Genomic DNA, 25,456 nt, shown 5'->3' with positions numbered 1-25,456 from the left:
GTGAAAAGGACTGCATGAAATTCTCTGGCGAAGGACTTTTTCTCAGGTAATCGGAGAAAAAGTCCCTTTCTTTTCTGCGAAGGGCAGATTTTGGAAGAAATGTCGGATGGCATTTTTCTCAAACACTATAAATGCCGCGGGCGACAGGAAAGGTAAATATGAAAGACACTCCGAAAAAAGAAAGAACGAAGTCGAAAGGATTTACGAAAGCAAGACGCAGAGAAATTATTTCCGGATATCTTTTTGTTCTTCCGAACTTTGTAGGTTTTTTTATTTTCATGATGATTCCGATCGTGATGGGATTTGCCATTTCCCTTACTAACTATGACGGTTTCACCAAGATGGATTTTGTCGGATTTAAAAATTACATCGATATGTTCAAGGATGACTATTTCATTGTATCAGTGAAGAACAATTTCCTCTACACGCTGATAACTGTTCCGGTCACGCTGATACTCTCCACGCTTCTTGCGGTGGCGTTGAACACAGGGATCAAAGGCTCCAGCCTGTTTAAGACCATGTATTTCTTCCCGTACATTACTTCCATGGTTGCCGTTGGCATCATCTGGACGCTTCTGTTCAACCCGACCGTAGGGCCGATCAACAACGTTCTTCGCGCCGCCGGAACCGCCAACCCTCCGAAGTGGCTGCTTTCTACGAAATTCGCACTTTGGGCGGTCATGATCGTAGCTGTTTGGAAAGGCGTCGGGTATTACATGGTCATGATTCTTGCAGGACTTCAGGGCATTCCGAAGCAGCTCTATGAAGCCGCAGAGGTTGACGGCGCCGGCCCGGTCCGAAAGTTCTTCAGCATTACGCTCCCGCTCCTGTCGCCCACGACGTTCATGGTTACCATTCTTTCTGTTATTTCTTCTTTCCAGGTTTTCGATCTGATTCAAATCATGACGGAGGGCGGCCCGGGACGGGCAACCAACGTACTGGTATACCGGATCTATCAGGAGGGTTTTCAGTATATGCACTACGGATATGCATCTGCAATGGCTTATTTCCTGTTTGCCGTCATTCTTGTTATTACGCTGATTCAGTTCAGAGGACAGAAAAAGTGGGTTACATACATGTGATAACAATGGGAACAGCAGAGCGGACGCTGAACGGCTGTTTCATATTGAGGATTTGCGAAGCAAACCAGGATACTGTCTGAATAATCATTATGCCGCTTAATCTATAGAAGAAGGTAGAGAGAAAATTATGGCAAAAGAAGCTGTAATCAAGAAAAAAGACTATCATCCGGTGCGGAGTGCGATTCTGTCCATTGTTCTTCTGATCTTTGGTATTACGATGATCATTCCGTTTGTCTGGATGCTGTCATCCTCGTTTAAGTATAACAATGAAATTTTTCTGTATCCGATCCGGTGGATTCCGCAGCCGATCCGCTTCTCCAATTATGTGGAGGTCTGGACGGAGATTCCGTTCCTCCGGTACTATTTGAACACACTGGTTTACTCGCTGATCGTTACGCTGGGGCAGCTGTTTACCTGTTCCCTGGCGGCGTACTCTTTCGCGAAGCTGAATTATCCTGGACGAGATAAGCTGTTTCTCGCTTACCTTGCAACGATGATGGTCCCTTGGCATGCCATTATGATTCCGCAGTTCATCGTCAACAAGACGCTGAGACTGTACAACAGCCCATGGTCCCTGATCTGCATGAATCTGTTCAGCGCATTTGGCGTGTTTCTTCTTCGCCAGTTTATGCTGGGAATTCCGGATGAGCTCTGCGAGGCCGCGAGAATGGACGGCTGCAGCGAATTCTCGAATTATCGGAGGATTATCCTTCCTTTGTGCAAGCCCGGACTTGCAACACTGACGGTATTCACTTTCAACTTCATGTGGAATGATTACATGGCGCCCATGATCTACCTGGACGATGACAAGATCAAGACGATCCAGCTGGGGCTCGCGGCATTCCGCACCCTGTACAAGACGGAATATGGCCTGATCATGGCAGGAACAGTCTGCTCTCTGATTCCGATGATCATGCTGTACGTGTGCGCACAGAAGTATCTGATCGAGGGCATTGCTTTCTCGGGTCTGAAAGGCTGAGAAAGACGTATAAACTTTTAGGGAGCGGCGAAGATCGCGGAACGTTCCGTTTCGAAATGCTCCATTGCTTCATCCAGCGTCTGCTCCCCGGCAAAATAGCTCTTGGCTTCGCGATTAAAGATCTCGATGGTTTCCTGATAACCGGGGATGGGAAGCTGTTCCTGCATCTTTTTGGATTCGAAGAAATAGTGTGCGGAATCGTGACCGGCAGCTTTTTGATAGGAGACAGCGATCTGATCATCTGAGTAGGCGGGGATGATGGCGTGATTAGCATAAATTTCTGCCCCGGGCCTGCCGCACAGGAAAAGAAGAAAATCAAAGGCCTCTACCGGATGCTTCGTCGAGGAGCAGATACTCATATACTGGTACTGGCCCCAGGTGGAGCCATTCTCCTGACCGGGGCTGACGGGCATCGGTGCAATGTCCCAGTCCGGAATGGATTTGCCGGCGGCCTCGTCCTGAAGGAGGAGATTCACCATCCATTCTCCATTCGGCACCATGGCAACCCGCCCGTCTTCAAAGGTATTGTAGACATTCTCCGGCGGGTTTTCGACATCCTCCATCTCGTAGTAGCTGATGTGTGAGGTGGCGTAAAGGGAATTCAGCAGCTGAAGAGACTGGCGGAGAGGCGAGGTGTCATCGTCGGTCAGATAGCTGCCGCCCTGCAGGGCGATGCAATTGGGAATCCAGGGAAGAAAATATCCGCCATAGATATTGTTCTTTGAATCGGTCAGCTTCTGTGCAAGGTCGGTATACTCGGCCCAGGTCATCTGGCCGGGGTAAGGAAGATTTGCCTGATCAAAAAGTTCCTTGTTATAGAAAAGAGCCCAGCAGGTCGTGCGGGTTGGAATGGCGTAATAACGGTCCTGGTAGGTGATGTCGTTGAACATGTTGCCGTACGCCGTCGTGTCAATCGTATTGCGTGCAATGCTGTCGCGGATATAATCAGTGAGATCGAGAATCAGATCCTTATTGGCCAGCTGTACCGTCTTGGCAATTCCCTTGATACCGACAAGATCGTAAACAGCGGAATCTATCAGGACATCATCGACATGCTGATCGTAATCGTCATTAGACAGCGGAAGCACGCGGACCGCGACATCTTTGGAAATAGCGTTGTAGGCATCCGCTGCGGCTGTGACATAGGTCAGTTCATCGGCCCACACGCAGACGTTGAGAGTAATCGGCTCCTCTGAGAGAGCAGAAGAAAGCTGTATTTCCGGTGCAGGAGAACAGCCGCCAAGAAGAGCGGCTGCGGCCAGAGAAACGCCCAAGATCGGGGTCAGAAAGGGATGGATTCGTATTCCGGAGCAGGAAACGAGGGGGCATGCAACCAAATGGCGCTTCATGCGAAATAACCTCCATGGCAGCAGAATGGTACAATAACAAGTAACGGCATGCATATTTTATTCGGGAATTCTTTCAGATAGAGGGCAGGGATAAAATATGCGGGAGGACAGCAGTTACAGTATAGCATACCTGACGGGAAGCCGATGGGATATAGGAAGGATGGGGCCGCTGACGCAGAACATACCCGGCCGGAAGAGAGCAGTGGGGGGACAGATGTTTTATTTTATCCTGATCATTCTGGTCCTTGTCCTTTTCTTTATGACGAGAAAAGACAAGAAAGCATCCGATAAATATCTGTCCCGGGCACTTGCGGCCTTTACGATGGCAATCATTGCTCTGGTGGCCTATATTGCCCGGGATGCCTATTACTATAATGTCGTGAACAATTATTTTTCCCTGCCGCAGGGGATCTGGAAGGCTCTGATGTTTGCTGCAGTGCCGCGTGGCTGGCTGATCCGTTGGCTGAATGCATCGGCTCTCCTGGTCATTTACCTTTTCGTCCAGTTCTCGCTGACATTTCTGTCGGATGCGGCGGTTTGGAATAACCGGAGATTTCGGCGTCAGCTGGTGCTCTTTCTGGGAATTCAGTGTCTGTTCTATGATCCGCAGGTCCAGGAGACGCTGTATCTTCTCCTGTATCCGAAAGTACTGGATGCTCCGATGTTCGGAGAGACAGGAAAGATCATCCATATGGTGACCTGCATTCTGAACTGCGGACTGATTATTGACGCGGTGAGAAGAGTGTTCTGGATCAATTGTAAGGTGGCACCGGCGTATTTCTTCCGGTACTATGCGTGGGGAGAGAGCCTCTGCTTTGCCTGTATTGCGATTGCGTATCTATTCATCTTCTGGTTCGCGCCGATGAGCTTCGTCAAGGTGTCGAGGCTGGCAGGCTTTGTCTCCTACCGGTCTGTGCCTCTCTCCGGGAGCAATCTGGTTTACCGGTTCTATCCGTATTATCTGGTGCTGGCGACCTTTGTCATCATATATTTTTTGGGGCACTCCATTGTAAATCGCAGGAAGCTGGAGAGAAACGAACTGAACATCCGGCGTCAGATTGATGCGGCGGATACCACCTCCAAGACGTTTTGCCATTATATGAAGAATGAGCTTCTTGCAATTCAGGCGGAAGTGGAAATGTTGAACGTCGGAGAGGCGGAGGAAGAGGACAAGAAAGAAATTCTGGAGCGCTGCGACAACCTGTATCGGCGGCTGGATGAAATCCACCACAGCACGAAGATGTCGGAACTTATCTTGAAAAGGACGGATATCTGCTGTCTTATGGATGAAATTCTGGAGCATATGGCACCGGACTTCAAGGACTGCGAGATCCGGACAGAATATGGAAAGAAAATTCCAGCGGTTATGGTCGATAGCGCTTATTTTGATCAGGCGGTGCACAACATCCTGATGAATGCACGGGAGGCGATGGAGAAGTGCCCGGACAGGAACAGTATTCTGAACGTTCGGATTTATTCTATCGACAACTGGGTACAGATTTCGATCACGGACAACGGAGCGGGCATTTCGGCAGTCAATATGAATAAAATCTTTACACCGTTCTATTCTTCGGCTCCGATTAAGAAGCACTGGGGAATTGGCCTGGGACTGACGTACAAGATTATTACGACGCACGGCGGAAGAATTGAAGTGGAAAGCACAGAGCACGAAGAAACCACATTTCGGATTGTTCTGCCGTCTATTTTGCAAAACGCGGGCACTGCGGAGGAGGGAGAGATATAGAGCACAAATGGACAGGAAGATTAGAGTTTTGATTGCAGAGGATATGGAACCGATCCGGAGAAAGTATGTGAAAATCATCAACGCTTCGGAAAATCTGAAGGTGGTCTCGGTCGTCGGATCCGGCGAGGAAGCCGTGGAACAAGCCAGGGAAACGAAGCCGGATGTCATCCTGATGGACATTGAAATGGAGACGCCGGATGCCGGGATCCGAGCGACGCAAAGCATTCTGCAGGAGAATCCGGAAGTGCGGATCATTATCCTGACGGTGTATGAAGAGGACGAGCTTATCTTTACAGCGTTCCAGTTGGGGGTATGCGACTATATCTTAAAGAACGCGAGCCAGGAGGAAATTATCAGGAGCATTCACAATGTCTATGAGAACAACTGTCCGCTGAGGCCGGAGATTGCATCGCGGATTCTCGGGGAATTCAAGAGAGTGCGCTCTTATGAGACCAGTTTTCTGTACGCTGTGAATCTTGTTTCTTCGCTGACGACCACGGAGCTGGAAATTCTGGGGCTTCTTCTGGAAGGCAAGTCCAGAAGAGAGATATGTGAGCTGCGTCAGGTGGAAATGTCCACGGTGAAAACGCAGATTCACAACATTCTGCGGAAGTTTGATAAGATCTCCATAGGCGAGGTCATTGACATGATCAGCAAGATGAATCTGAATGATTTCATCTTTAAGAAAGTGAAACTGTAATTTTTTCTGAACGGGGAGACGGTATGGATTCGCCGCCGGTCATTTCGGAAAAACAGACGGCGGAAAGCCGGGAAGGGAGAAGACCGCTCATTGCGGAAAGACGGGCCGGGAGGAAAATGGGAAGTTTTATTGAAATACGGGGGAAGGAATTTGTATGTGACGGGAAGCCGGTGCTGTTCAAGGGTCTCGGTATCAGTTCCTGGCTGAATATCGAACATTTCATGGTAGGAATGCCTTGCACGGATTCCCAGATGCGGGACAGCTTTAGAGCGGTCTTTGGTGCGGAGACGGCGCAGAAGTTTTTTGAAAAATTTGTTCTGGAGTTTGTGACGGAGGAGGACTTTGCCTATCTGAAAGATATGGGAATCAATCTTCTTCGGGTGCCGTTTAACTATCGTCTGTTTCTGGAGGATGAAAACCCGGATGCATTTCGAGAAGAGGGGTTCCGATATCTGGATCGGCTTCTTGCTTTCGGCAGAAAGTATCAAATTTATATTCTGCCGGATCTTCACGCCGTGCCGGGAGGACAGAATCCGGACTGGCACAGCGACAACAGCACCGGTCACACGCAGTTCTGGCATTATGGGGTCTTCCGGAGGCAGATGGCAGAGCTCTGGGGAAGAATTGCGGAGCGGTATTGCGAAGAACCGTATCTTCTCGGCTATGATCTTTTGAATGAACCCTGTGTGTTTTCGGATCGGTCAACGGATACGGGAACCTCTTTGATTCAGGATTTTTACGAGGAAACGACAAGGGAGATCCGGCGGTATGACGGGAATCACATTCTGTTCCTGGAGGGTGACCATTTTGCCATGGAATTCGACTGCATCCGTGAAGTGAAGGATGCAAAGACGGCATTGATGTTTCATTATTATCCGACGGTTTGGGAACCGGCATTGTATCAGAAAGATTATGATCCGGCGAAGCGGAGAGAAGTGTTCGAGGATGTTTTCACTTCGCTTTTGAACATCCGGGAACGGTTTGACCGCCCGGTTCTGTGCGGAGAAGCCGGGTATGAGACGGACTGGAAAAATCCGGAATTTACGGTGACGCTCCTTCAGGAGACGGTAAGGCTTTGCCGTAAATATCAGGTTTCCTTTACGCTCTGGAGCTACAAGGATGCGCGGTTCATGGGACTGGTTTATCCGAAAGAGGAGTCTCTTTGGATGAAGCTTGCCGGGGAGTTCGGCAAAACGTGGGATCACGATGAAGATGCCGCGCGGGGAGAAAAAGCCGTGAATGAATTCTGCGGCATGTATTTTCCGGATGCCTCGAAGGAGGAGCGCTACATACTCTCTTTTCGCCAGCGCGCGATCCTGTACTTTCTCCAGAAGAAGCACCTTCTGGAGAAGGTTCTGCGGAAGCACAATGCGGAGGAAATGCTTCGTCTCCCGGAATCATTCCGGTTTGAAAACTGCGAACGCTTCGAGGGGTATGAAATGTTGCTTCGAAAATTTCACTTTCAACAGGGAGGGAGTTATGATCGGCAATTCTAAAGTGACAAAGATACTGTACGGCGGGGATTACAATCCGGAGCAGTGGCCGGAAGAAACTCGTGAGCAGGACATGAAATATCTGAAAGAGGCCGGTATTGACGTTGTGACACTCAACGTTTTCAACTGGGCAATGATTCAGCCCTCGGAGGAGATTTATGATTTCCTGGAGCTGGATGAGACCGTGAAGTGTGTCACGGACAACGGAATGAGCATCTGTATGGCAACCTCAACCGGTGCGCATCCCGCATGGATGGCCAGGCGCTATCCGGAAATCCTGCGCACAGAATTTAACGGTATGAAGAGAAAATTCGGCGGACGTCATAACTCCTGCCCGAACAGCTGCGCTTTCCGGCATTTCTCGGCAGAGCTTTCCTCCCGCCTTGCAGAGCATTACAGGGGTCAGAAGAATATTGTGGCCTGGCATGTCAGCAATGAGTACGGAGGAGCCTGCTACTGTGAGAATTGCGAGAACGCATTCCGCGTGTGGCTTCGGAAAAAGTACGGCTCCCTGGAGGCCGTGAACAAGGCATGGAATACACATTTCTGGGGACATACGTTCTATGAATGGGAGGAGATTGTGGCTCCGAACCTTCTGAGCGAGCACTTCGAGGAGAGAAGAAGCATGTTTCCCGGGATTACGCTGGATTACAAACGATTTATGTCCGACAGCATGCTGGAAAACTTCCGGGCGGAATACAACGCGATCAGGAAGTGGATCCCCGACGCGCAGATCACCACCAATCTGATGGGGCTGTACCCGGGACTGGACTACCAGAAGTGGGGAAAATATATGGACTTTGTCGCATGGGACAACTATCCGGAGGCGGCAGAGGGCCCGGCGGACATCGCGTTTAAGCACGATTTGATGAGAGGCGTGAAGCGTGATCTTCCGTTCTGCCTGATGGAGCAGACGCCGAGCGTGTCCAACTGGCTGCCCAGCGCAACCTTGAAACGTCCCGGTGAGATGCGGCTCATCAGCTATCAGGCAGTGGCGCACGGCGCAGATACGGTGATGTTCTTTCAGATGCGGCAGAGTATGGCCTCCTGCGAGAAGTTCCACGGAGCAGTGATTCAGCACGTTGGCAGCGACCAGAGTCGGGTGTTTCGGGAGTGTATGCAGCTGGGCGCGGAGCTGCGGGAGCTTGGAGACGCAACTCTTGGCAGCATGGCGAAGCCAAAAACGGCGATTCTGTATGACTGGAACAATCGTTGGGCGATCGAGGGTTCGTCAGGCCTCTCCCTTGATATCGAGTATCCGGAAGAGGTGCTGCAGTATTACCGGCCCCTGTTTGCTGCAAATATTGATGTGGATGTCATTGAAATGCAGGAGGATCTGGGCCGCTATCAGCTGGTGATCGCACCGGAGCTGTATATGGTGAAGCCGGGAGTGAAAGAGTCTCTGGAGAAATTCGTGCAGGACGGAGGTACGCTGGTTCTGTCTTTGTACTGCGGCATTGCCAATGAAAACGATCAGGTGGTATGCGGCGGCTATCCGGGGGAGCTGCGCGGCCTGGCGGGGATCTGGACGGAAGAGTTTGATGCACTGAAAGAGAAAGAAAACCGCTTTGTCTGGAACGGAACGGAGTATCCGGGCCGCTATGTCTTTGCAATTTCGCACTGCGAGCAGGCAGAGGGACTCGCAGAGTATCAGAGCGACTTTTACGCGGGGACACCGGTTCTGACCCGCAATGCTTACGGGAAAGGGCAGGTCTACTATATCGGAACCAGATCCAATGCGGCGTTCTACCATGACTTCATGAAAGTGATCTGCGAAGAAGCCGGAATCGAATCCTGCGCGCGGGAGCTGACGAAAGAAGCTCCGGAGAGGATGGAAATCACCAGACGCAGCAGCGAAAAGGGTGACTTCTGGTTCTGCCTGAACCATAAAGAGGAAAAAAAGCAGCTCCTTTTGAAGGTTTCCGTGACGGACATAGTGGCAAGAAAAACCTATGCTGCGGGAGAAACCATTTCATTTGCACCGTATGACGTGAAGATTCTCAGAAAGCAAGAGGCTGTAAAATAAGTCCCTTCTACTCGATTTCCCAGAGGGAAGGGAGGAAAAAGAGCATGAAATTCTATTGGTATTCTATGAAAACCGCATAAATGGACCATTTTTGTGCAGATGTGTGAAATGTTTCAGCGTGGGGGTGGTGATGAGATTGATGAGAGGAAGATCAGGGCGGATTACGGCGGCAGTAATAGCCCGGATTGTGTTATTCAGCTCGGCCGGTGTCAATGCCCTTGCCACCAGTACGGTTGGAAAGAATGGATCGCCCTGATCGAGCCCTGCTATCCCTCCGGAAAGCGCGGGCGCCCCACGAGGGGAATCGAGAGCATGCTCCGCATGTATCTCATGCAGAACTGGTTCAATCTTTCCGATGCAGCAATGGAAGATACGATCTATGACAGCTGCGCCATGAGATCTTTCATGCACCCTGATTTTTATAAGGAACAGATACCGGATGCCACCACCCTCCTGAAGTCCCGTCATCTTGAAAAAGCGGGACGGATCCTGCATGGAGGAACAATCGTGGATACAGCCATTATCAACGCCCCCGAGTTCAACAAAGAACAAGGAAGGCAAACGCGATCCCGAAATGCATCAGACAAAAGGGGGTAACCAGTGGTATTACGGGATGAAGATCCATTCCGGAGCCGACGCCGGAAGCGGTTATGTCCATACGATCACAGCAACAGCAGCCAATGTCCGTCCCGTCGGTAAAGCGATCATTTCTCAGAGATTTCAGGTCTCTGACAGGAAAATGAATACCGAATCACTTTAAAAAACGTGGTTCAGCGTTTTCTTAACGATTTTTCAGCATTCGCCAGAGTGTGGTACGGCTGATGCCCAGACGCTTTGCCGCAGCTTCCCGGCTCATGTTTTCCTGTCGGAGGACATAATTGAGGACATCTTTTTCGATCTGAACCAAGGGCTGATGGAGGTCTACCGGGGCTGCCGCGTCGGGCAGAGGCAGGGAACCTGCTGCGTGCGCTTTTTCCTGACCGAGGATGTATTTTACATCTGCTTCAGAAATATAATACCCGTCTGTAATCGATGTGAGTTCTTTCATGATTCTGTGAAACTGATTCAGATTATCCGGCCATGTGTACTGCTGCAGAAGCTGTATGGCCGGAGCCTGAAAGCCTATGATCTGCTTTCCGAGCGCATCATTAAGCTGATTCAGATAGATGGTTGCAATGCCCGGGATGTCTTCGGTGCGTTCCCGGAGAGGCTTCAAAGCCAGCAGAAGACATGAAAACTGATTCATCAGTTTTTCTCTGATCATATCTGACCGCTCTCCCGGGAGAAGAACAGAAAAAATAATCCGGTCTCTCGTCAATAAAGCCGTATCTTTTATGAACGCATACAGTTCGGACAGCTGAGAATCGCTTAATTCCTGCATATCCTTGAAATTGATGGTGATGTTGTTCTCTCCCAGAGGGGAGGAATCGTCGTTCATCAGAGAATTCCATTTCGCATCCGTCATCAATCTGCAGTTAATGACATAATAGGGATGTATATGAGAGGCGCTGCCCGCATAGATGAGGTCAGCGGCTTTTGCTTTTCCGGTTCCGGACTCTCCGGTAATAACGATTGGATAAGAGGTAGAGGCATATTTTCCGATCAGAGTATAGAGCTCTCCGACGAGATTTGCGCTGTTATTTCCCGCCATGCTTTCCGCCTGCGAAATATCCTGAATATTGTTATATACCGCGATCGTGCGATCCTCTTCTCCGTATAGATTTCTCTTCTCTGCTATTTTCAGGAAAGAATACTTTTGGTTATCAATCCAAAAGAATTTAACGCGAATTTCAAAAGGGATCCCTCCGATTTTTCTGACGATTCCAAGACTCTCCTCGCTGTCGGAGTTTTTGAAATGCGTGTGGTACAGCTCTTTTACCCGCGATTCAATCGACATTTTTTTTATGGAGGAAAATATCACATTTCCGGCGGTATCAAATATCATGTGTGAGCATTCGTCCGCCATGATTGCGGATTTGAAAATTTCCATCTGTCTGTAAACGACGGAATTGGCATGTACTGTGTGAACGGCTTCCGCAATGGCCTGATGAATGCTTTCCAGCCCGGATGGTATGAAAATAGAGTTCAGGCCGATGGATTGTGCCGTTATCTGACCGATCTGATCGCATACGACCAGCGAGAAGCCCTCCTCTCTGATGTTCTGCAAAACAGGAAGAACATCGGATTCATCCTGAAAGGTCTCGATTTTTGTATCTATTTGCAGAAGATCGCAGAGAACCTGCGCGCTGCTTGTGATTCCGCGGAAGCCGGCTATGGCGAACTTTCCGCCATAGTTTTGCGCCATTTTGATGCAGCGAAGTATGTCATAGACGGAGAGTGGAATCTCGATGACAATATTATTCAGCTCCTTTTTTAACAGCTCTGCGGTTCCGCCTCTGGAAATTACCACGTCATAGGTATTTTGCCGCAGCAAAGTGCGGGCAATATCCAGTCCGTCATGAAGATTTCCCTGCTGAATGGTAAGGTCTATATCGTCTCTCGACTGCTTGATCTGGTTGAGCATTTCTGTCATTCCGGAATAGGGAGCAATGGCCAGCACTCTCACTTTTTTCATATTTCCGTTTCACCCCTGTCATATGTATTGATCTTAATTATAGAGAGTAAATCGCTTGGTTTCAATAGGAATGTTTCAAATTTGAACATAAAGATGCGATGCAATCGTTTGAAACAGAGGAAAGCTCTGCTAAAATGGATTTCATAATGAAACGAAAGAGCGGATCGGAAAGATGCTGTTTCAAAATACTGTTTCAAAACGGGGAGAATATGATTGATTTATTGGTTATTGCGGATGATTTTACCGGTGCGCTGGATACAGGAGTACAGTTTGCTTCTGCCGGAATCCGGACAATTGTAAAAATAAACGATCAGATCGTTCCGGAGGATTTTCAGGGCGGCGAGCGCATTCTGGTTGTGAATACCAGAAGCCGGCATATGTGTCCGGCGGATGCGTATCATATTGTTTACCGGCTGACGCGCTGTGCAGTGAAACATCATGTGCCCCGCATATACAAAAAAACAGATTCCGGGCTTCGCGGAAATATAGGCGCTGAGCTGTCTGCGCTTCTGGAAGCGTCGGGCAAAGGCTACCTGCCTTTTATTCCGGCCTTTCCCAAGGCAAACCGTATCACGCGGAACGGAATTCAGTATATAGACGGGTGTCCGGTGGCGGAATCCGTTTTCGGACGGGATCCTTTTGATCCGGTTACGGTTTCGTACATACCGGAGATTATCCGTCTGCAGAGTGATGTTCCGGTGCATCTCTTCTGCTCCGGCAGTGAGCCGGAACGGGAAGTTCCGGCAGGAATCGGTGTATATGATTCTCAAAGCGAGGCGGAAGAGCTGGAAATCGCCAAGGGGCTGTACGAGGCAGGGAAGCTTGAAATTATGGCCGGATGTGCGGGATTTGCCGCTGTTCTGCCGGAGCTGCTGCAAATGAAAGCGCAGGCGGTGAGAGCTGCCGCATATGAGAGCAGAATTCTTGTGATCAACAGCAGCCTTAACCCTGTTACGGAGGCGCAGCTCCGGGCTGCGGAACAGAATGGCTTTTGTCGTATTTCTCTCACGGCAGAGGAAAAAATCGAGTCTGATTACTGGGAAACGGAGGCTGGAAAATCAAAGCTGGAGGAGATGCTTGACGAGTATCGAAAGCATTCGAGATGTATCGTGGATGGAAGTTCTTCCGCGGATAAAGCCGCTACGGATCAGTATGCGTCAGAAAAGGGACTGTCTGCCCATGAGGTGCAGAAGCGGATCCCGGCCTCTCTTGGAAAAGTGGTGAGGGTTCTGATGGGAGAGCGGGAGGCTGCGCTTATGGTTATCGGAGGAGATACTCTTCTGGGAATTCTGGAGCAGCTGAGCGTGGAATCACTCACTCCCGTAGAGGAAATATTTCCGGGGACTGTTCTTTCTGTTTTTGCATGGGAAGGGAGACGGCTCCAGATGATTTCAAAGTCGGGAGGATTGGGACATGAAACGATACTGGCAGAGCTTGCAGACTGGCTGCTGCAGCGGGAGGAGGTAAATGTTGCTGACAAAATATGAATTGCAGATGCCGGGCATGGTATTTGCCGGTGAAAATGCCCTTGACAGAATTCCGGAGGTACTGAAAGGCGCAAAAAGAACAGCTGTCTATGCAGATAAGGGAATTGTATCGGCAGGGCTTCTGGAGCCTGTTTCGATGAGGCTTGAGAAAGCGGGCAGAGACTACCGTATTTTCGATAACCTTGCAACGGAGCCGTCTTATCGGCAGGTACAGGAAAGTGTCGGGGAATTTCGTGCCTCGGGCTGTGACTTTATTATTGCGGTCGGCGGGGGAAGCGTGATGGACGCGGCGAAGCTGACCTCGATACTGGCTACGGATGAGTACGATGTAAAAGATCTTCTGAATAATCCGGGGATAGGATATAAGCAGATTGCAACGCTTATGGTACCGACGACGGCCGGAACGGGCGCGGAAGCAACGCCGAATGCCATCGTTGCGGTTCCGGAAAAGGAGATCAAGGTCGGGATTGTAAATCGACAGATGATGCCGGATTATGTTGTTCTTGACGGCGAGATGGTTCGCAGGCTGCCGAGAAACATTGCGGCGGCGACCGGGATAGACGCCCTCTGTCATGCGATCGAATGCTGGACGGGCAACAAGTCCAATCCGTTCAGCGATGTGTTTGCCATACAGGCCTTGGATATGATTCTGAGCAGCATAGAAAAGGCCTGTGACGATCAGGAAGCAATCCATGAAAAGAGAATGATGCAGATCGCCAGCTTTTATGCGGGCGTGGCGATTGCAGCGTCCGGAACTACGGCAGTGCACGCTTTGAGTTATCCTCTGGGCGGAAAATACCATATTGCGCACGGGATTTCCAATGCGATTATGCTGATGCCGGTTATGCGGTTCAACGAAGAGGCCTGTCGGGAAAGGCTTGTACAGGCCTATGACCGCTGTGTGCATGCGGAGAGGGAATGCACAGCCGACGCGGAAAAGAGCAGATATATGATCGATTGGATGGAGCGGATCGTAAAGCATCTTGACATCCCGTCGGATCTGTCGGGCTTCGGCGTCAGCAGAAATGATCTGGACGGGCTTGTAAAGGGCGCGATGGAACAGCAGAGGCTTCTTGTCAACAATATGCGCCGGGTGACGCCCGAGGACGCCCGAAGCATCTATCTTTCCGTACTGTGAAAGAAGAGGGGGATATATGAAGAATTTGGATATTCACGGAATTATTCCGCCGGTTCTCACGCCGATGTATGAGGATGAAAGCGTTAATTACGAGGAACTGAGGAAAGAGATCGACCGGCTGATTGAGGGTGGAGTTCACGGTATTTTCTGTTTCGGGACAAATGGAGAGGGCTATATTCTCAGTGAAGATGAAAAATATGAGATTCTGCGTGTCGCCATCGACGAGGTAAGAGGCAGAGTACCGGTCTATGCGGGAACGGGCTGTATTTCGACCGGCGATACGATACGTGTCAGCAGGAAAGCGCAGGAGATCGGAGCGGATGCTCTGTCGATTATTACGCCCGGCTTCGCCGCGGCATCCCAGAAAGAGCTGTACGATCATTATGCTGCGGTCGCCGGTCAGGTCGATATTCCCATTGTTCTGTATAACATCCCGGCAAGAACCGGAAACAGGCTTCTTCCGGAGACGGTTTACCGGCTGGCAAGAGATATGGATGTCATTATGGGTGTCAAGGATTCCAGCGGAGACTGGGACAATCTGAGCGCCTATCTCTCTCTTGCCGGAGAGCTGGATAAAGATTTCCGCGTTTTGTCGGGCAATGACGCTCTTATTCTGAAAGCGCTCCAGGCCGGCGGCTCCGGAGGGATCGCCGGATGTGCAAACGTGTATCCCGAAACGCTTTCATCCATTTACGATCTGTTTGAAGCGGGAGATATGGACGGAGCGCAGAAAGCGCAGGATTCTATCCTGTCGTTCCGGGCGGTGTTTCGATACGGAAATCCGAATACCGTGGTAAAGAAAGCGGTCAGGATGCTCGGCCGCAATGTGGGAGAGTGCAGGCGCCCGTTTAACTATCTGAGCGAAGAGGGTACGGAAGCTCTCCGGGCCGTTCTGGATGAAAACCGGAAGAACGGAATGAGGTAACGGAAAGGGACAGTGATGGAAAAACCAATTATTGGAATTTCAATGGGAGATCCTTTTGGCAACGGACCGGAAATTACGGTTAAGCTGCTTGCGGGCAGGGAGATATGGGAAAAATGCCGGCCGATTGTTGTCGGAGACAGGAGCTGTCTCGTGTATGCGGCGGCGGTCGCGAAAAAAGTGTACGGAGCGGAGGTAAAGATTCATGCTGTCGGCTCTGTTTCGGAAGCTTTTTTTCAGCCGGGCATCATTGATGTCATTGATCTTGCACTCGTTCCTGAGGATGAAATTCCTGATCTCTGCGGGGGCGAGGGGCCCGGGGCGTTTGGCAGAGGGCCCTGCGCGCTTGGCGGAGAAGCGGCATTTCAATATGTTGTAAAGCTCATCCGGCTGGCCATGGATCGCGAGATTGACGGAACGGTTACCAATGCAATCAGTAAAGAGGCGATTAATATGGCGGGGCACCATTATTCCGGACATACGGAAATATATGCGGAATACACGGGAACCTCAAAATATGCCATGATGCTTGCGCACGGGGATTTTCGCGTTATCCATGTGTCGACGCATGTTTCTCTTCGCGAGGCATGCAGCCGGGTCAGGAAAGACAGAGTGCTTGAGGTGATTGAAATTGCGGATCGCGCCTGCAGAGACATCGGAATCGCGGAGCCGCGTGTCGCGGTCGCCGGCCTTAATCCGCACTGCGGCGAGGGCGGGCTTTTCGGCAGAGAAGAAATTGAGGAAATAACACCCGCCATTGAGGCGGCCGTGAAAGAGGGGATCAATGCCATCGGGCCGCTGCCTCCGGACAGCGTTTTTTCGCAGGCGATCGGGGGCTGGTATGACATCGTTGTCTGCATGTATCACGATCAGGGACATATTCCCGTCAAGACGGTCGGCTTTGTCTATGACAGAACAAAGAAAAACTGGAAAGCTGTGGAGGGGATCAATGTTACCCTTGGCCTCCCTGTAATTCGGGTCAGCGTGGATCATGGGACGGGATATGCGCTTGCCGGAACGGGAACGAGCAACGAGAGGAGTCTTGCCAATGCGGTTGATTATGCCGCAAAGCTGGCGGAAAACAGAAATAAAATGTTACATGAATGAAAAACAGCATAAGCATAAAAAATAAAAGCAATAGATTGTTTCAAATTGAAACTAAAAATACACAAAAACAGGGACTTAAAAATTGTAAATTGAAACAAAACTGTTAGAATGAAAAGCATCAATGGATAAGGTGTGTATTAAATTGAACAAATGCACAGTGCTGTAATCAGCAGAAAAGGGAGGTATGTATGAAATACAGGAAAAGTATCAGTCTGATACTTACGGCAGCAATGCTCGGTGTCCTGACGGCGGGGTGCGGCTCGGCGCCCGGGGCGGCAGCTTCGGGTGCGGAAGCAGAAACCGAAGCGGCGCCGGCAGACGGGCAGGCAGAGTCGGGAGCTGCTTCTGATTCCGGCTATACGGTTCAGGGATCAAAGACGTATAACATGTTCATGCGCAGCACCTATGTCACGTGGATCAAGGATCAGAAGTGGTATGACGAAGCGGAGAAGCGTCTGGGGGTCAGCGTCAATTATATTGAAGGACCGGATGAGTTCGACGATGTATATGCGGAAATCGATCAGAGGGTTACAAGCCATACGCTGGAAGATGCCAGCATGTGCGAGCTTTCCCAGGCCAAGGTCTACGGCGAACAGGGGGCGTTTGTCGATCTGACGCCTTATATTGCAAAATATGCGCCGGATTATCAAAAGTATATTGACGAGAATCCTGATTACAAAGCTTATATCACAGCCGGGGACGGCGGCATCTACGGACTGGTAAAGGAAACTCCGGAGCTGGTCGATGTCATCGGCTATCGCGCCGATCAGTTTGAAAAGGCAGGAGTGGACGCGTCTCAAATCAAGACGATTGACGATTTTACTGCGACACTTGAAACGCTGAAAGATTACTATGGGAAAGATAATCCGAGCTATTATCCTCTGACCGGACGCGATTCGGCACTTCGCTTTGCGGCATGGTTCGGGGCATCCTCCTATGTGGATGCGGACGGAGCGCACGGCGTTTATTACACGCATGAGAAAGACGGGAATTTTGATATCAAATCGGAAAATGCCTATACCATGGTTGAGACGATGAAGAAATGGTATGACGAGGGACTGATCAATCCTCAGTGGATTGCGGGAACTTTTTCCGAGGGCGACTGGGAACAGGCGATGCTGGGCGGCGACGGTTCCGTTTTCTATGATTATTATGCGAGACCTCAGTGGTTCATGGACAACGGCGGAACCGATGCGGATGCCGGATATCAGATGGCGGTTCTTGACTTCCTGCAGGATGAGAACGGTAAGGTGATGCCTGTCACGACCTGTCCCACATGGCAGGACGGCAATGCGACGGCAATCAGCTCTGACTGCAGCGAAGATACCATTGCAACAATTCTTGGCTTTATCAATTATTTCTACACCGAGGAGGGAAAGCTTCTTGCCAGCTACGGCGTGGAGGGCGAGAGCTTTGAATATGATGATCAGGGCGAACCGCAGTTCCCAGACGGGCTGTATCATCAGGAAGAGTCCAAGCCTGACGGAGAGAAGAAATGGTCTTTCCTCTCGGATCGCTTTACGGTTTGCAAGCCGGTTGACAATTCCGCATTCTTCAAATGGAATGACGAGCTGGTGTCGGAAGCGATGAGCAGGCTCCTTAAGGATGAAAATATTCAGCCGGTAGCAACAATCAATTATACGACGGAAGAGCTTTCGGAGATGGTCAGTCTTGTGGCAACGGTCTATGATGCGCAGGTGGCCGGCCTGACGGCATTTATTACGGGAGACAGAGAACTGACGGAAGCGAACTATCAGGCTTTTGTGGATGAGATGGACGGCCTTGGACTTTCCCGGATCGAGGAGATCGAGGCGGCGGCCTACAACGAAACACAGGCGTCTGTTCAGTGATTTCGTGAAGCGGACAGAGGAGACATATACAGTACCGATGGCGGAGCCATCAAAGCCATCGGTACTGCTTTAATCCGGAGGGGCAAATGGCTGAGAACAGACGGACAATAGCCAGATTACAAAGGGAGAGTACGGGAAAACGCATTTTCAGGGATATCAAACGTAATTGGCGCCTTTATCTTATGCTGCTTCCCGGATTATTTATTCTGATTTTTTTTAAGATCGGACCGGTTGCGGCGATGGTGATTGCGTTTCAAAAATTCTCCGCTTATCAGGGAATCTTTGGAAGCAAATTTGTCGGGCTTGTTAATTTTATTAAGATTTTCAAGGATCCGTATATCCCGAAAGTGGTAAACAATACAGTCATCCTCGCCGTGCTTTCGATTGGAATTTCATTTCCTGTCCCGGTGATCTTTGCCCTTTTTCTGAATGAAATCAGAAACGCCAAGGTCCGCGGATTTGTCCAGTCCCTGAGCTTTCTGCCATATTTTATCTCGTCGGCGGTTATGGTGTCTATTTTGGCGATGATCATGAACCCGAATACCGGAATCGTCAATAATATCATCCGGACGTTTGGGGGGCAGCCGATTAATTTTATGGCAAAGGCGTCATGGTTCCGGTTTCTGTATGTTTTGCTGGAGGTCTGGCAGACTTTTGGATATTCGGCCATCATCTATATTGCGGCTATGACGAGCATCAGTCCGGAGCTGTATGAGGCTGCGGAGGTCGACGGGGCCGGCCGCTGGAGCAAGATGTTCCGGATCACGCTTCCCTGTATTTCCACGACGGTGATTACCATGCTGATCATCAGCGTTGGTAATATCTTTACCGTAAATCTGGACCGCATTCTCCTTATGTATAACCAGAGCACCTATGATACCGCTGATGTTATTCAGACTTATGTCTACCGCATCGGCTTTGAATCCAAGGGATTTCCGGATTACAGCTACGGCGCTGCTGCAAATATACTGAAATCTGTAATTGCCTATATCCTAGTTATACTTGTCAACAAGCTTGCTGACAGGTACGCAGAGACGAGGATGTTCTAGAGGACGGAATGATGGCGAAAGAGAGTGTAAAAAAACATATTGCATACAGGAAAAAGATTTCTGTATTTGATGCGGTAAACGGCACGCTGCTCATACTGCTCGCGCTGATCTGCATCTATCCGTTCCTGTATATCTTTTTTGTGGGATCGAGCGACGGCGTGTATTTGTCCAGAGGGAAAGTGACATTCTGGCCGATGGGCTTTAATCTGGAATCCTTTCGTTATATTTTATCCAACACAAATTTTCACGTCTTTACGGGCCTGAGGAATTCCTTTCTGTATACGATTATTGGAACGGCTGCAGGGCTTTTCTGTACATACCTGACGGCGTATGTATTAAATAACCCGAGAATAAAAACCCGCCATATCCTCTCCAAGCTGTTCATTATCACATGGGTATTCGATGCCGGCCTCATTCCGCAGTATATTATTTACAGCAAAATGGGCTTTGTCGATAATCCGCTGGTCATGATCATTCCGGGAGCGATCAGTACGCAGTATCTGATTATCTGCCGGGCCTTTCTGCAGGGGATCCCCAAGGAGCTTGAGGAGGCTGCGGAGGTCGACGGTGCAAATGATTTTCAGATTCTTTGGAAAGTCTATATGCCTCTTTCGACAACGATATTCGCGACGCTTGGAATCTTTTATGCGGTTATGATCTGGAATCAGTACACGCTCCCGCTCATTTATCTGAAATCTGATTCGTTCAAGACGATCCAGCAGGTTTTGAAGTCGGTCGTCATCACGGATCAGGGATCATCCACAACCTTCAAAAATATTGTAATTGGCGGAATTACATTGAATCAGCAGAATCTGAAAGCCGCGGCCACATTTGTCGCGATGGTTCCGATTGTTCTGGTGTATCCGTTTGTGCAGAAATACTTTAAGAAAGGCATTCTGATCGGCTCGGTCAAGGGCTGACATGGGGAAAGGCGAATGATGTTATCGGATCGCAGACTTATAGAGATTCCTCTTATGAGGAATGATGGAAAGCTTTATCATAATAATCTTCTTGATACGGTGGAAGCGCTGATTCCGAACCCCTATGCAAGCTGTCATGCTTCTGATCTTCTGGAGCTTCCCAATGGGGACATTCTCTGCTGCTGGTTTGCGGGAAGCGACGAGGGAAATGCAGATATCAGCATTGCGCTTTCAAGGCTGAACAAGGGGGCCGATCAGTGGACGGAGCCGCAGATCATTTCAGATGATCCGACCCGTTCGGAACAGAATCCCTCCCTGTTTATGGCTCCGAATGGAGATATCTGGGTGATATATACGGCGCAGATATCCAGAACGCCGGAAATCAAGGTCGAATTCAATCTTCAGTACACAGCGGAAATTCGGAGACGGATTTCGCATGATAACGGATATACATGGGGAGAGACATCAACCATGTTCGGCGAGCCCGGCTCTTTCTGCAGACAGAAAATTCAGGTGCTGTCGAACGGAAGATGGATATTCGGGAACTGGATGTGCTTTGACGATCACACAAGAAACGGAAGCGATATCACGGTATTTCGCATCTCGGATGATGAGGGAAGAAGCTGGAGGAGAGTTGATCTGCCGGACAGTGCGGGACGCGTCCACGCAAATATCGTTGAGACGGATAACGGCCGTCTGATTTGTTTCTTCCGCAGCCGCTTTGCCGACAACATCTGGCGCTCGGTATCGGAGGACGGCGGGGAGACGTGGACGGCACCGGTCAGGACAGAGCTTCCCAACAATAATTCCAGCATCTCCTGCACTGCGCTTCAAAGCGGCGCGATAGCGGTGATTTATAACCATGTGAAATTTAATGACGACATGACAAGGACGGTCTGGCCGAAGCAGCGCTGCCCGGTGGCCGCGGCGATTTCCGATGACGGGGGCGTTACGTGGCCGTATCGAAGAATCATAGAGCCCGGCGAGGGCTTTTTCGGACCATACAACGACATCAATAACCGCCGCTATGAATATCCTGCCATGGTGCAGGCTGCAGATGGGACGATTCTTACGGTATACAGCTGGAACAACCGCAGCAACATTAAGTTTGTTGCCGTGGATGAAAAATGGATTCGCGGGGAAAATCTCTGCCGCGGGGCAGAGGATGATCCTCTGATGCCGGGAATTTATTAAACGCCGCAGAATACAGGCAGGGGTGACAAACAGAGCATCCCTGCCTGTGTCGCGTTCACCCGCCTTTTGCGTTGCTCCATGGTTTGTGCTAACATATCTCCATTAACGATGCGGCGGGACGTCTGCGCAGGGCTGCTGTCCTGACTGCCGCGCGGGAGGAGGAGCCATGTCCGTTCTGGAGGGGCTGAAAGGCCGGGATTTTCTGAAGCTGCTGGATTTCACGCCGGAGGAGATTTCCGCTCTTCTCCTGCTGGCCGCAAGGCTGAAAGCGGCGAAGCGCGCGGGGGTCCTCACCGAGTGGTTCCGCGGGAAAAATGCGGCGCTCATCTTTGAGAAGACCAGCACCCGCACCCGCTGCGCCTTTGAGGTGGCGGCGCATGACCTCGGGATGGGGACGACGTATCTTGACCCGACGGGATCGCAGATCGGGAAAAAGGAGAGCATCGCCGATACCGCGCGCGTGCTGTCCGGCATGTACGAGGGGATCGAGTACCGGGGCTTCGGGCAGGAGATTGTCGAGGAGCTTGCACGCTATGCGTCGGTTCCGGTCTGGAACGGCCTGACGAATGAATTTCATCCGACGCAGATGCTGGCGGATCTGCTGACGATGCAGGAGCGCCTCGGGACGCTCCGCGGGAAGCGGCTGACGTTCTTCGGAGACTGCCGCTACAACATGGCGGACTCGTGGATGGCGGCCGGCGCGAAAATGGGGCTGCACATTACGCTGTGCGGCCCGGAGGAATATTTCCCGGGGAAAGAGCTGACGCAGCTCTGCCGCGCGGCGGCGGAGGAGACGGGCGGAAGCATTTCTCTGACCTCCGATCCGGAGGCGGGCGCTGCGGGAGCGGATGTCCTCTATACGGATGTGTGGGTTTCGATGGGAGAGCCGGATGAGGTCTGGGCCGAGCGCATCGAGGCGATGACGCCGTACCGCATCACCCGCAGACTCATGGAGGCCGCGGGGCCGCAGGCTCTTTTCATGCACTGCCTGCCGGCATTTCACGATCAGAAAACCGGGATCGGCCGCCGTATCTGTGAGAAGTTCGGCGTCACGGAGATGGAGGTCGAGGACGAGGTGTTCGAGGGGCCGCAGTCGGTCGTGTTCGAGGAGGCGGAGAACCGCATGCACACGATCAAGGCGGTGATCGCCGCGACGCTCGGCGTGCCGGAGTCGTTCCGGGGAGAGCTTCCGAAGACGCTTTTGGAGTCATGACGCAGCGGAAACCGCGTCGGAGGACGGATGCCGCCCGGATCGGCGCGCACAGCATTTTGAAATACGGCGGTTGATTTTGAAAAAAGAAATACTTCGCAGACTCAAAGAGGAGGGGGACTTTCTCTCCGGGCAGCAGCTCAGCCGGGAGCTCGGCATTTCCCGCACCGCGGTGTGGAAAGCGGTCGGGAGGCTCCGGGAGGAGGGTTATCCGATTGCCTCGGTTCCGAACCGGGGGTACCGTCTTCTTGATACGCAGGATGCCGATATCCTGAATCAGGCGGAGCTGGAGAGCCGGCTCGCCTTTTTGGCGTGGGTAGGACATCCGGTTATCTTCCGCGCGGCAACGAGGTCGACCAACGACGATATTGCCGCTCTGGCCGACGAGGGCAGTCCGGAGGGGACGCTCGTCGTCTCGGCGCGGCAGACCAAAGGCAAGGGCCGCCGCGGGCGGGCGTGGATTTCGCCGGACGAGGGAAATATCTATATGAGTCTTCTGCTTCGGCCGAAGCTCCCCACGGACATTGTGCCGATGGTCACGATTGTCATGGCTCTGGCGGCCTGCGAGGCGGCGAATGAATCTGCCGCCGCGTCTGCTCTGGCTGCAGAGGAGGACACGAAGGACGTGCCGCAGTATCGGATCAAGTGGCCGAACGATGTGGTCGTGAGGAGCCGTTCGGTGCCGGCGTGGCGGAAGATGTGCGGCATTCTTACGGAGCTTCGCCTTGAGGAGAGAGAGATCCGCGATGTCACGATCGGTATCGGGATCAATGTCAATATGACAGAATTTCCGGAGGAGCTCCGGGATACGGCGACCTCCATGCGGCTTGCCGAGGGCGGGAGACGCCTTGACCGGGCGGCTCTTACGGCAAGGATTTGGCGCCGCTTTGAAGAGCTTTACCGTCTTTTTGAGGAGGCGGGGTCGCTCCGCCCTCTTCGCGCGCGGTATGAGGCGCTGCTTGTGAATATGAACCGCGGCGTGCGCGTCATGGATCCGAAAGAACCGTTTAACGGCACGGCGGTCGGCATCACGGACCGCGGAGAGCTGCGCGTGCTCCCGGACGCCGTGAGAGGCCCCGGGGGAGAGGGCGGCGCGCCGGAGCTGCGTCTTATTTCCGCGGGGGAGGTTTCCGTCCGCGGAGTGGAGGGCTATGTCTGATGGATGAAAAGCTGGAACACCGCAGGATCCGCGTCGTACTATGCGCGGCCAGCGCCTATGATAAGAAATATTATTTCAACCGGGCCTTTGACAGGCTTCCGGAGAGTGTGAAAGACGAGCTGCATATTCTCTGCGTGCTCTTCACGGAGGAGGTCGGCGGAATCTTCACGATCGTGTTTACGCCTGCCGGGGACGTCGAGATGGAGACGCAGGCGGACGAGGGCGATCTTCTCTATGATGAAATCGGCTGCGGGCTGATGATCCGCGAGCTCCGCCGGAAAAAGAAAGAGCTGTTCGAGTCCCTTTCCATGTTTTACCGCATCATGATATTTCACGAGGATCCGGGCAGCGTGTTCGATGAGGAGAGCACGGCGATATGGAAATCCACGGACGATGATGAATAAATATTATACGGAACCACTGGAAATAAAAGGCAGAGAACGCAGCGCCGTCCTTACGAACCGGCTCATACTGGCTCCGATGGCAGGGGTAAGCGACCTGCCTTTTCGTCTGCTCTGTCATGAGCAGGGGGCGGGGCTTGTCTGTATGGAGATGATCAGCGCGAAAGCGGTCTGTTACCGCAACCGCGCCACCGTTTCCCTGATGCGGACGCTTCCGGAGGAGAGACCGGTTTCCCTGCAGCTTTTCGGGCATGAACCGGAGATCATGGCGGAGGCGCTGGACCGCATGGAGGAGGGGAGGACGGCAGAGGACGGATTTCTGCCGTCCTTTGATCTTCTGGATATCAACATGGGCTGCCCGGTGCCGAAAATCGTGAACAACGGCGAGGGCTCGGCGCTGATGAAATCGCCGGAGCTCATTGAGAAGCTGGTCCGCGCAGCGGCCGCCCACGGCTCGCGCCCGGTGACGGTCAAGCTGAGAACCGGCATTGACGAGGCGCATATCAATGTGGTGGAATGTGCGCTGGCCGCGCAGGAGGGGGGCGCCGCGGCGGTCGGCGTCCATGGCAGAACCCGGACGCAGATGTACTCCGGGCGGGCTGACTGGACGAAAATCGCGGAGGTCCGGGAGGCGCTTCGCATCCCGGTATTCGGCAACGGCGATGTGACGGACGGCCCCTCCGCGCTCCGGCTCTTTAAGGAAACAGGGTGCGACGCGGTGATGATCGGCCGGGGTGCGCAGGGGAACCCGTGGATTTTCGGTGACATACAGGAATATCTTCTCCGCGGCGGGGACGATTCGGCGCGGAGCGCCGGGAGGCATTCGCCGCACGGCGGTGCGGAGCGGAAAGCGATGATACTCCGGCATGCGGAGCTTCAGCTTCGCTTCAAGTCCCCGGCGGTCGCCATGCAGGAGATGCGCAAGCATGTCGCGTGGTATATCGCGGGATTCCCGGGCTCCTCCCGGATCCGGGAGGAGGTGAACCGGGTGGAAAGCTTTGAGGAGCTCCGGGCGCTTCTTGACCGCTGCTTCTGATATAAAGAGCATCTGTGCTACAATGATACAAGTGA

21 protein-coding genes are annotated in these 25,456 nt (G+C 51.8%); 19 read left to right on the top strand and 2 right to left on the bottom strand.

Annotation, left to right across the window (positions count from 1 at the left end):
- The first annotated feature begins 158 nt into the window (after positions 1-158).
- The gene (locus tag E0E20_RS00605; protein ID WP_130836136.1) at positions 159-1,082 is read left to right on the top strand and encodes a carbohydrate ABC transporter permease; all 924 of its coding nucleotides are present in this window, start codon (positions 159-161) and stop codon (positions 1,080-1,082) included.
- 127 nt (positions 1,083-1,209) lie between these two features.
- Positions 1,210-2,061, top strand: a complete 852-nt coding sequence (locus tag E0E20_RS00600; RefSeq protein WP_130836135.1) for a carbohydrate ABC transporter permease — start codon at positions 1,210-1,212, stop codon at positions 2,059-2,061.
- Between the two features lie 17 nt (positions 2,062-2,078).
- Here the strand turns inward: E0E20_RS00600 and E0E20_RS00595 are convergent, their stop codons facing one another.
- Positions 2,079-3,410 carry an extracellular solute-binding protein gene (locus E0E20_RS00595; protein WP_165443916.1) on the bottom strand — a complete coding sequence of 444 codons (1,332 nt, stop codon included), beginning with the start codon at positions 3,408-3,410 and terminating at the stop codon, positions 2,079-2,081.
- Positions 3,411-3,624: 214 nt separating this feature from the next.
- Here E0E20_RS00595 and E0E20_RS00590 point away from each other — a divergent pair, with 214 nt between their 5' ends.
- From E0E20_RS00590 to E0E20_RS14715, 5 genes are all read left to right on the top strand, one after another.
- A complete protein-coding gene (locus tag E0E20_RS00590) occupies positions 3,625-5,154 on the top strand; it encodes a sensor histidine kinase (RefSeq protein ID WP_165443915.1) in 1,530 nt (509 codons plus the stop codon).
- Positions 5,155-5,161: 7 nt separating this feature from the next.
- Complete coding sequence (locus tag E0E20_RS00585; RefSeq protein WP_130836132.1) at positions 5,162-5,854, top strand: response regulator; 693 nt, start codon at positions 5,162-5,164, stop codon at positions 5,852-5,854.
- A 116-nt stretch (positions 5,855-5,970) separates the two neighbouring features.
- Positions 5,971-7,350 carry a glycoside hydrolase family 5 protein gene (locus E0E20_RS00580; protein ID WP_130836131.1) on the top strand — a complete coding sequence of 460 codons (1,380 nt, stop codon included), beginning with the start codon at positions 5,971-5,973 and terminating at the stop codon, positions 7,348-7,350.
- Positions 7,334-9,373 carry a beta-galactosidase gene (locus tag E0E20_RS00575; RefSeq protein ID WP_130836130.1) on the top strand — a complete coding sequence of 680 codons (2,040 nt, stop codon included), beginning with the start codon at positions 7,334-7,336 and terminating at the stop codon, positions 9,371-9,373. The genes E0E20_RS00580 and E0E20_RS00575 overlap by 17 nt, the downstream gene beginning before the upstream one ends.
- A 321-nt stretch (positions 9,374-9,694) precedes the next feature.
- Positions 9,695-9,970: a transposase gene (locus E0E20_RS14715; protein ID WP_165443914.1), complete on the top strand. Its 276-nt coding sequence runs from the start codon at positions 9,695-9,697 to the stop codon at positions 9,968-9,970.
- Positions 9,971-10,154: 184 nt separating this feature from the next.
- Here E0E20_RS14715 and E0E20_RS00565 read toward each other — a convergent pair whose 3' ends face one another.
- Positions 10,155-11,948 carry a sigma-54-dependent transcriptional regulator gene (locus E0E20_RS00565; protein ID WP_130836128.1) on the bottom strand — a complete coding sequence of 598 codons (1,794 nt, stop codon included), beginning with the start codon at positions 11,946-11,948 and terminating at the stop codon, positions 10,155-10,157.
- A gap of 209 nt (positions 11,949-12,157) precedes the next feature.
- Here E0E20_RS00565 and E0E20_RS00560 point away from each other — a divergent pair, with 209 nt between their 5' ends.
- The 12 genes from E0E20_RS00560 to dusB all read left to right on the top strand — a co-directional run bounded on the left by E0E20_RS00560 (position 12,158) and on the right by dusB (position 25,421).
- On the top strand, positions 12,158-13,435 hold the full coding sequence (locus tag E0E20_RS00560) for a four-carbon acid sugar kinase family protein (protein ID WP_165443913.1): 1,278 nt from the start codon (positions 12,158-12,160) through the stop codon (positions 13,433-13,435).
- Positions 13,419-14,573, top strand: a complete 1,155-nt coding sequence (locus E0E20_RS00555; RefSeq protein WP_130836470.1) for an iron-containing alcohol dehydrogenase — start codon at positions 13,419-13,421, stop codon at positions 14,571-14,573. The genes E0E20_RS00560 and E0E20_RS00555 overlap by 17 nt, the downstream gene beginning before the upstream one ends.
- Before the next feature lie 16 nt (positions 14,574-14,589).
- Positions 14,590-15,498, top strand: coding sequence for a 4-hydroxy-tetrahydrodipicolinate synthase (dapA, locus tag E0E20_RS00550; RefSeq protein WP_130836126.1), 909 nt, complete (start codon positions 14,590-14,592; stop codon positions 15,496-15,498).
- Between the two features lie 12 nt (positions 15,499-15,510).
- The gene (gene pdxA, locus E0E20_RS00545; protein ID WP_207302809.1) at positions 15,511-16,602 is read left to right on the top strand and encodes a 4-hydroxythreonine-4-phosphate dehydrogenase PdxA; all 1,092 of its coding nucleotides are present in this window, start codon (positions 15,511-15,513) and stop codon (positions 16,600-16,602) included.
- Between the two features lie 188 nt (positions 16,603-16,790).
- Complete coding sequence (locus tag E0E20_RS00540) at positions 16,791-18,452, top strand: hypothetical protein (RefSeq protein WP_130836124.1); 1,662 nt, start codon at positions 16,791-16,793, stop codon at positions 18,450-18,452.
- 86 nt (positions 18,453-18,538) lie between these two features.
- Positions 18,539-19,501 carry an ABC transporter permease gene (locus E0E20_RS00535; RefSeq protein ID WP_130836123.1) on the top strand — a complete coding sequence of 321 codons (963 nt, stop codon included), beginning with the start codon at positions 18,539-18,541 and terminating at the stop codon, positions 19,499-19,501.
- 8 nt (positions 19,502-19,509) lie between these two features.
- Positions 19,510-20,421 (top strand): carbohydrate ABC transporter permease, encoded by a 912-nt coding sequence (locus E0E20_RS00530; protein ID WP_242622593.1) that lies wholly within the window; start codon positions 19,510-19,512, stop codon positions 20,419-20,421.
- Positions 20,422-20,475: 54 nt separating this feature from the next.
- The gene (locus E0E20_RS00525) at positions 20,476-21,615 is read left to right on the top strand and encodes a sialidase family protein (protein ID WP_242622592.1); all 1,140 of its coding nucleotides are present in this window, start codon (positions 20,476-20,478) and stop codon (positions 21,613-21,615) included.
- A 166-nt stretch (positions 21,616-21,781) separates the two neighbouring features.
- Positions 21,782-22,828 carry an ornithine carbamoyltransferase gene (gene argF / locus E0E20_RS00520; RefSeq protein ID WP_130836122.1) on the top strand — a complete coding sequence of 349 codons (1,047 nt, stop codon included), beginning with the start codon at positions 21,782-21,784 and terminating at the stop codon, positions 22,826-22,828.
- A 76-nt stretch (positions 22,829-22,904) separates the two neighbouring features.
- Positions 22,905-23,984: a biotin--[acetyl-CoA-carboxylase] ligase gene (locus E0E20_RS00515; protein WP_130836121.1), complete on the top strand. Its 1,080-nt coding sequence runs from the start codon at positions 22,905-22,907 to the stop codon at positions 23,982-23,984.
- A complete protein-coding gene (locus tag E0E20_RS00510; protein ID WP_130836120.1) occupies positions 23,984-24,388 on the top strand; it encodes a DUF6145 family protein in 405 nt (134 codons plus the stop codon). The genes E0E20_RS00515 and E0E20_RS00510 overlap by 1 nt, the downstream gene beginning before the upstream one ends.
- Positions 24,378-25,421 (top strand): tRNA dihydrouridine synthase DusB, encoded by a 1,044-nt coding sequence (dusB, locus tag E0E20_RS00505; protein ID WP_242622591.1) that lies wholly within the window; start codon positions 24,378-24,380, stop codon positions 25,419-25,421. Before E0E20_RS00510 ends, dusB begins: the two co-directional genes overlap by 11 nt.
- The last annotated feature ends 35 nt before the right edge of the window (positions 25,422-25,456 follow it).

The sequence above is a fragment of the Lachnoclostridium sp. Marseille-P6806 genome (genome assembly GCF_900625025.1).
GTDB lineage: Bacteria > Bacillota > Clostridia > Lachnospirales > Lachnospiraceae > CAG-791.
This window is presented reverse-complemented; position numbering and strand designations above follow the sequence as displayed.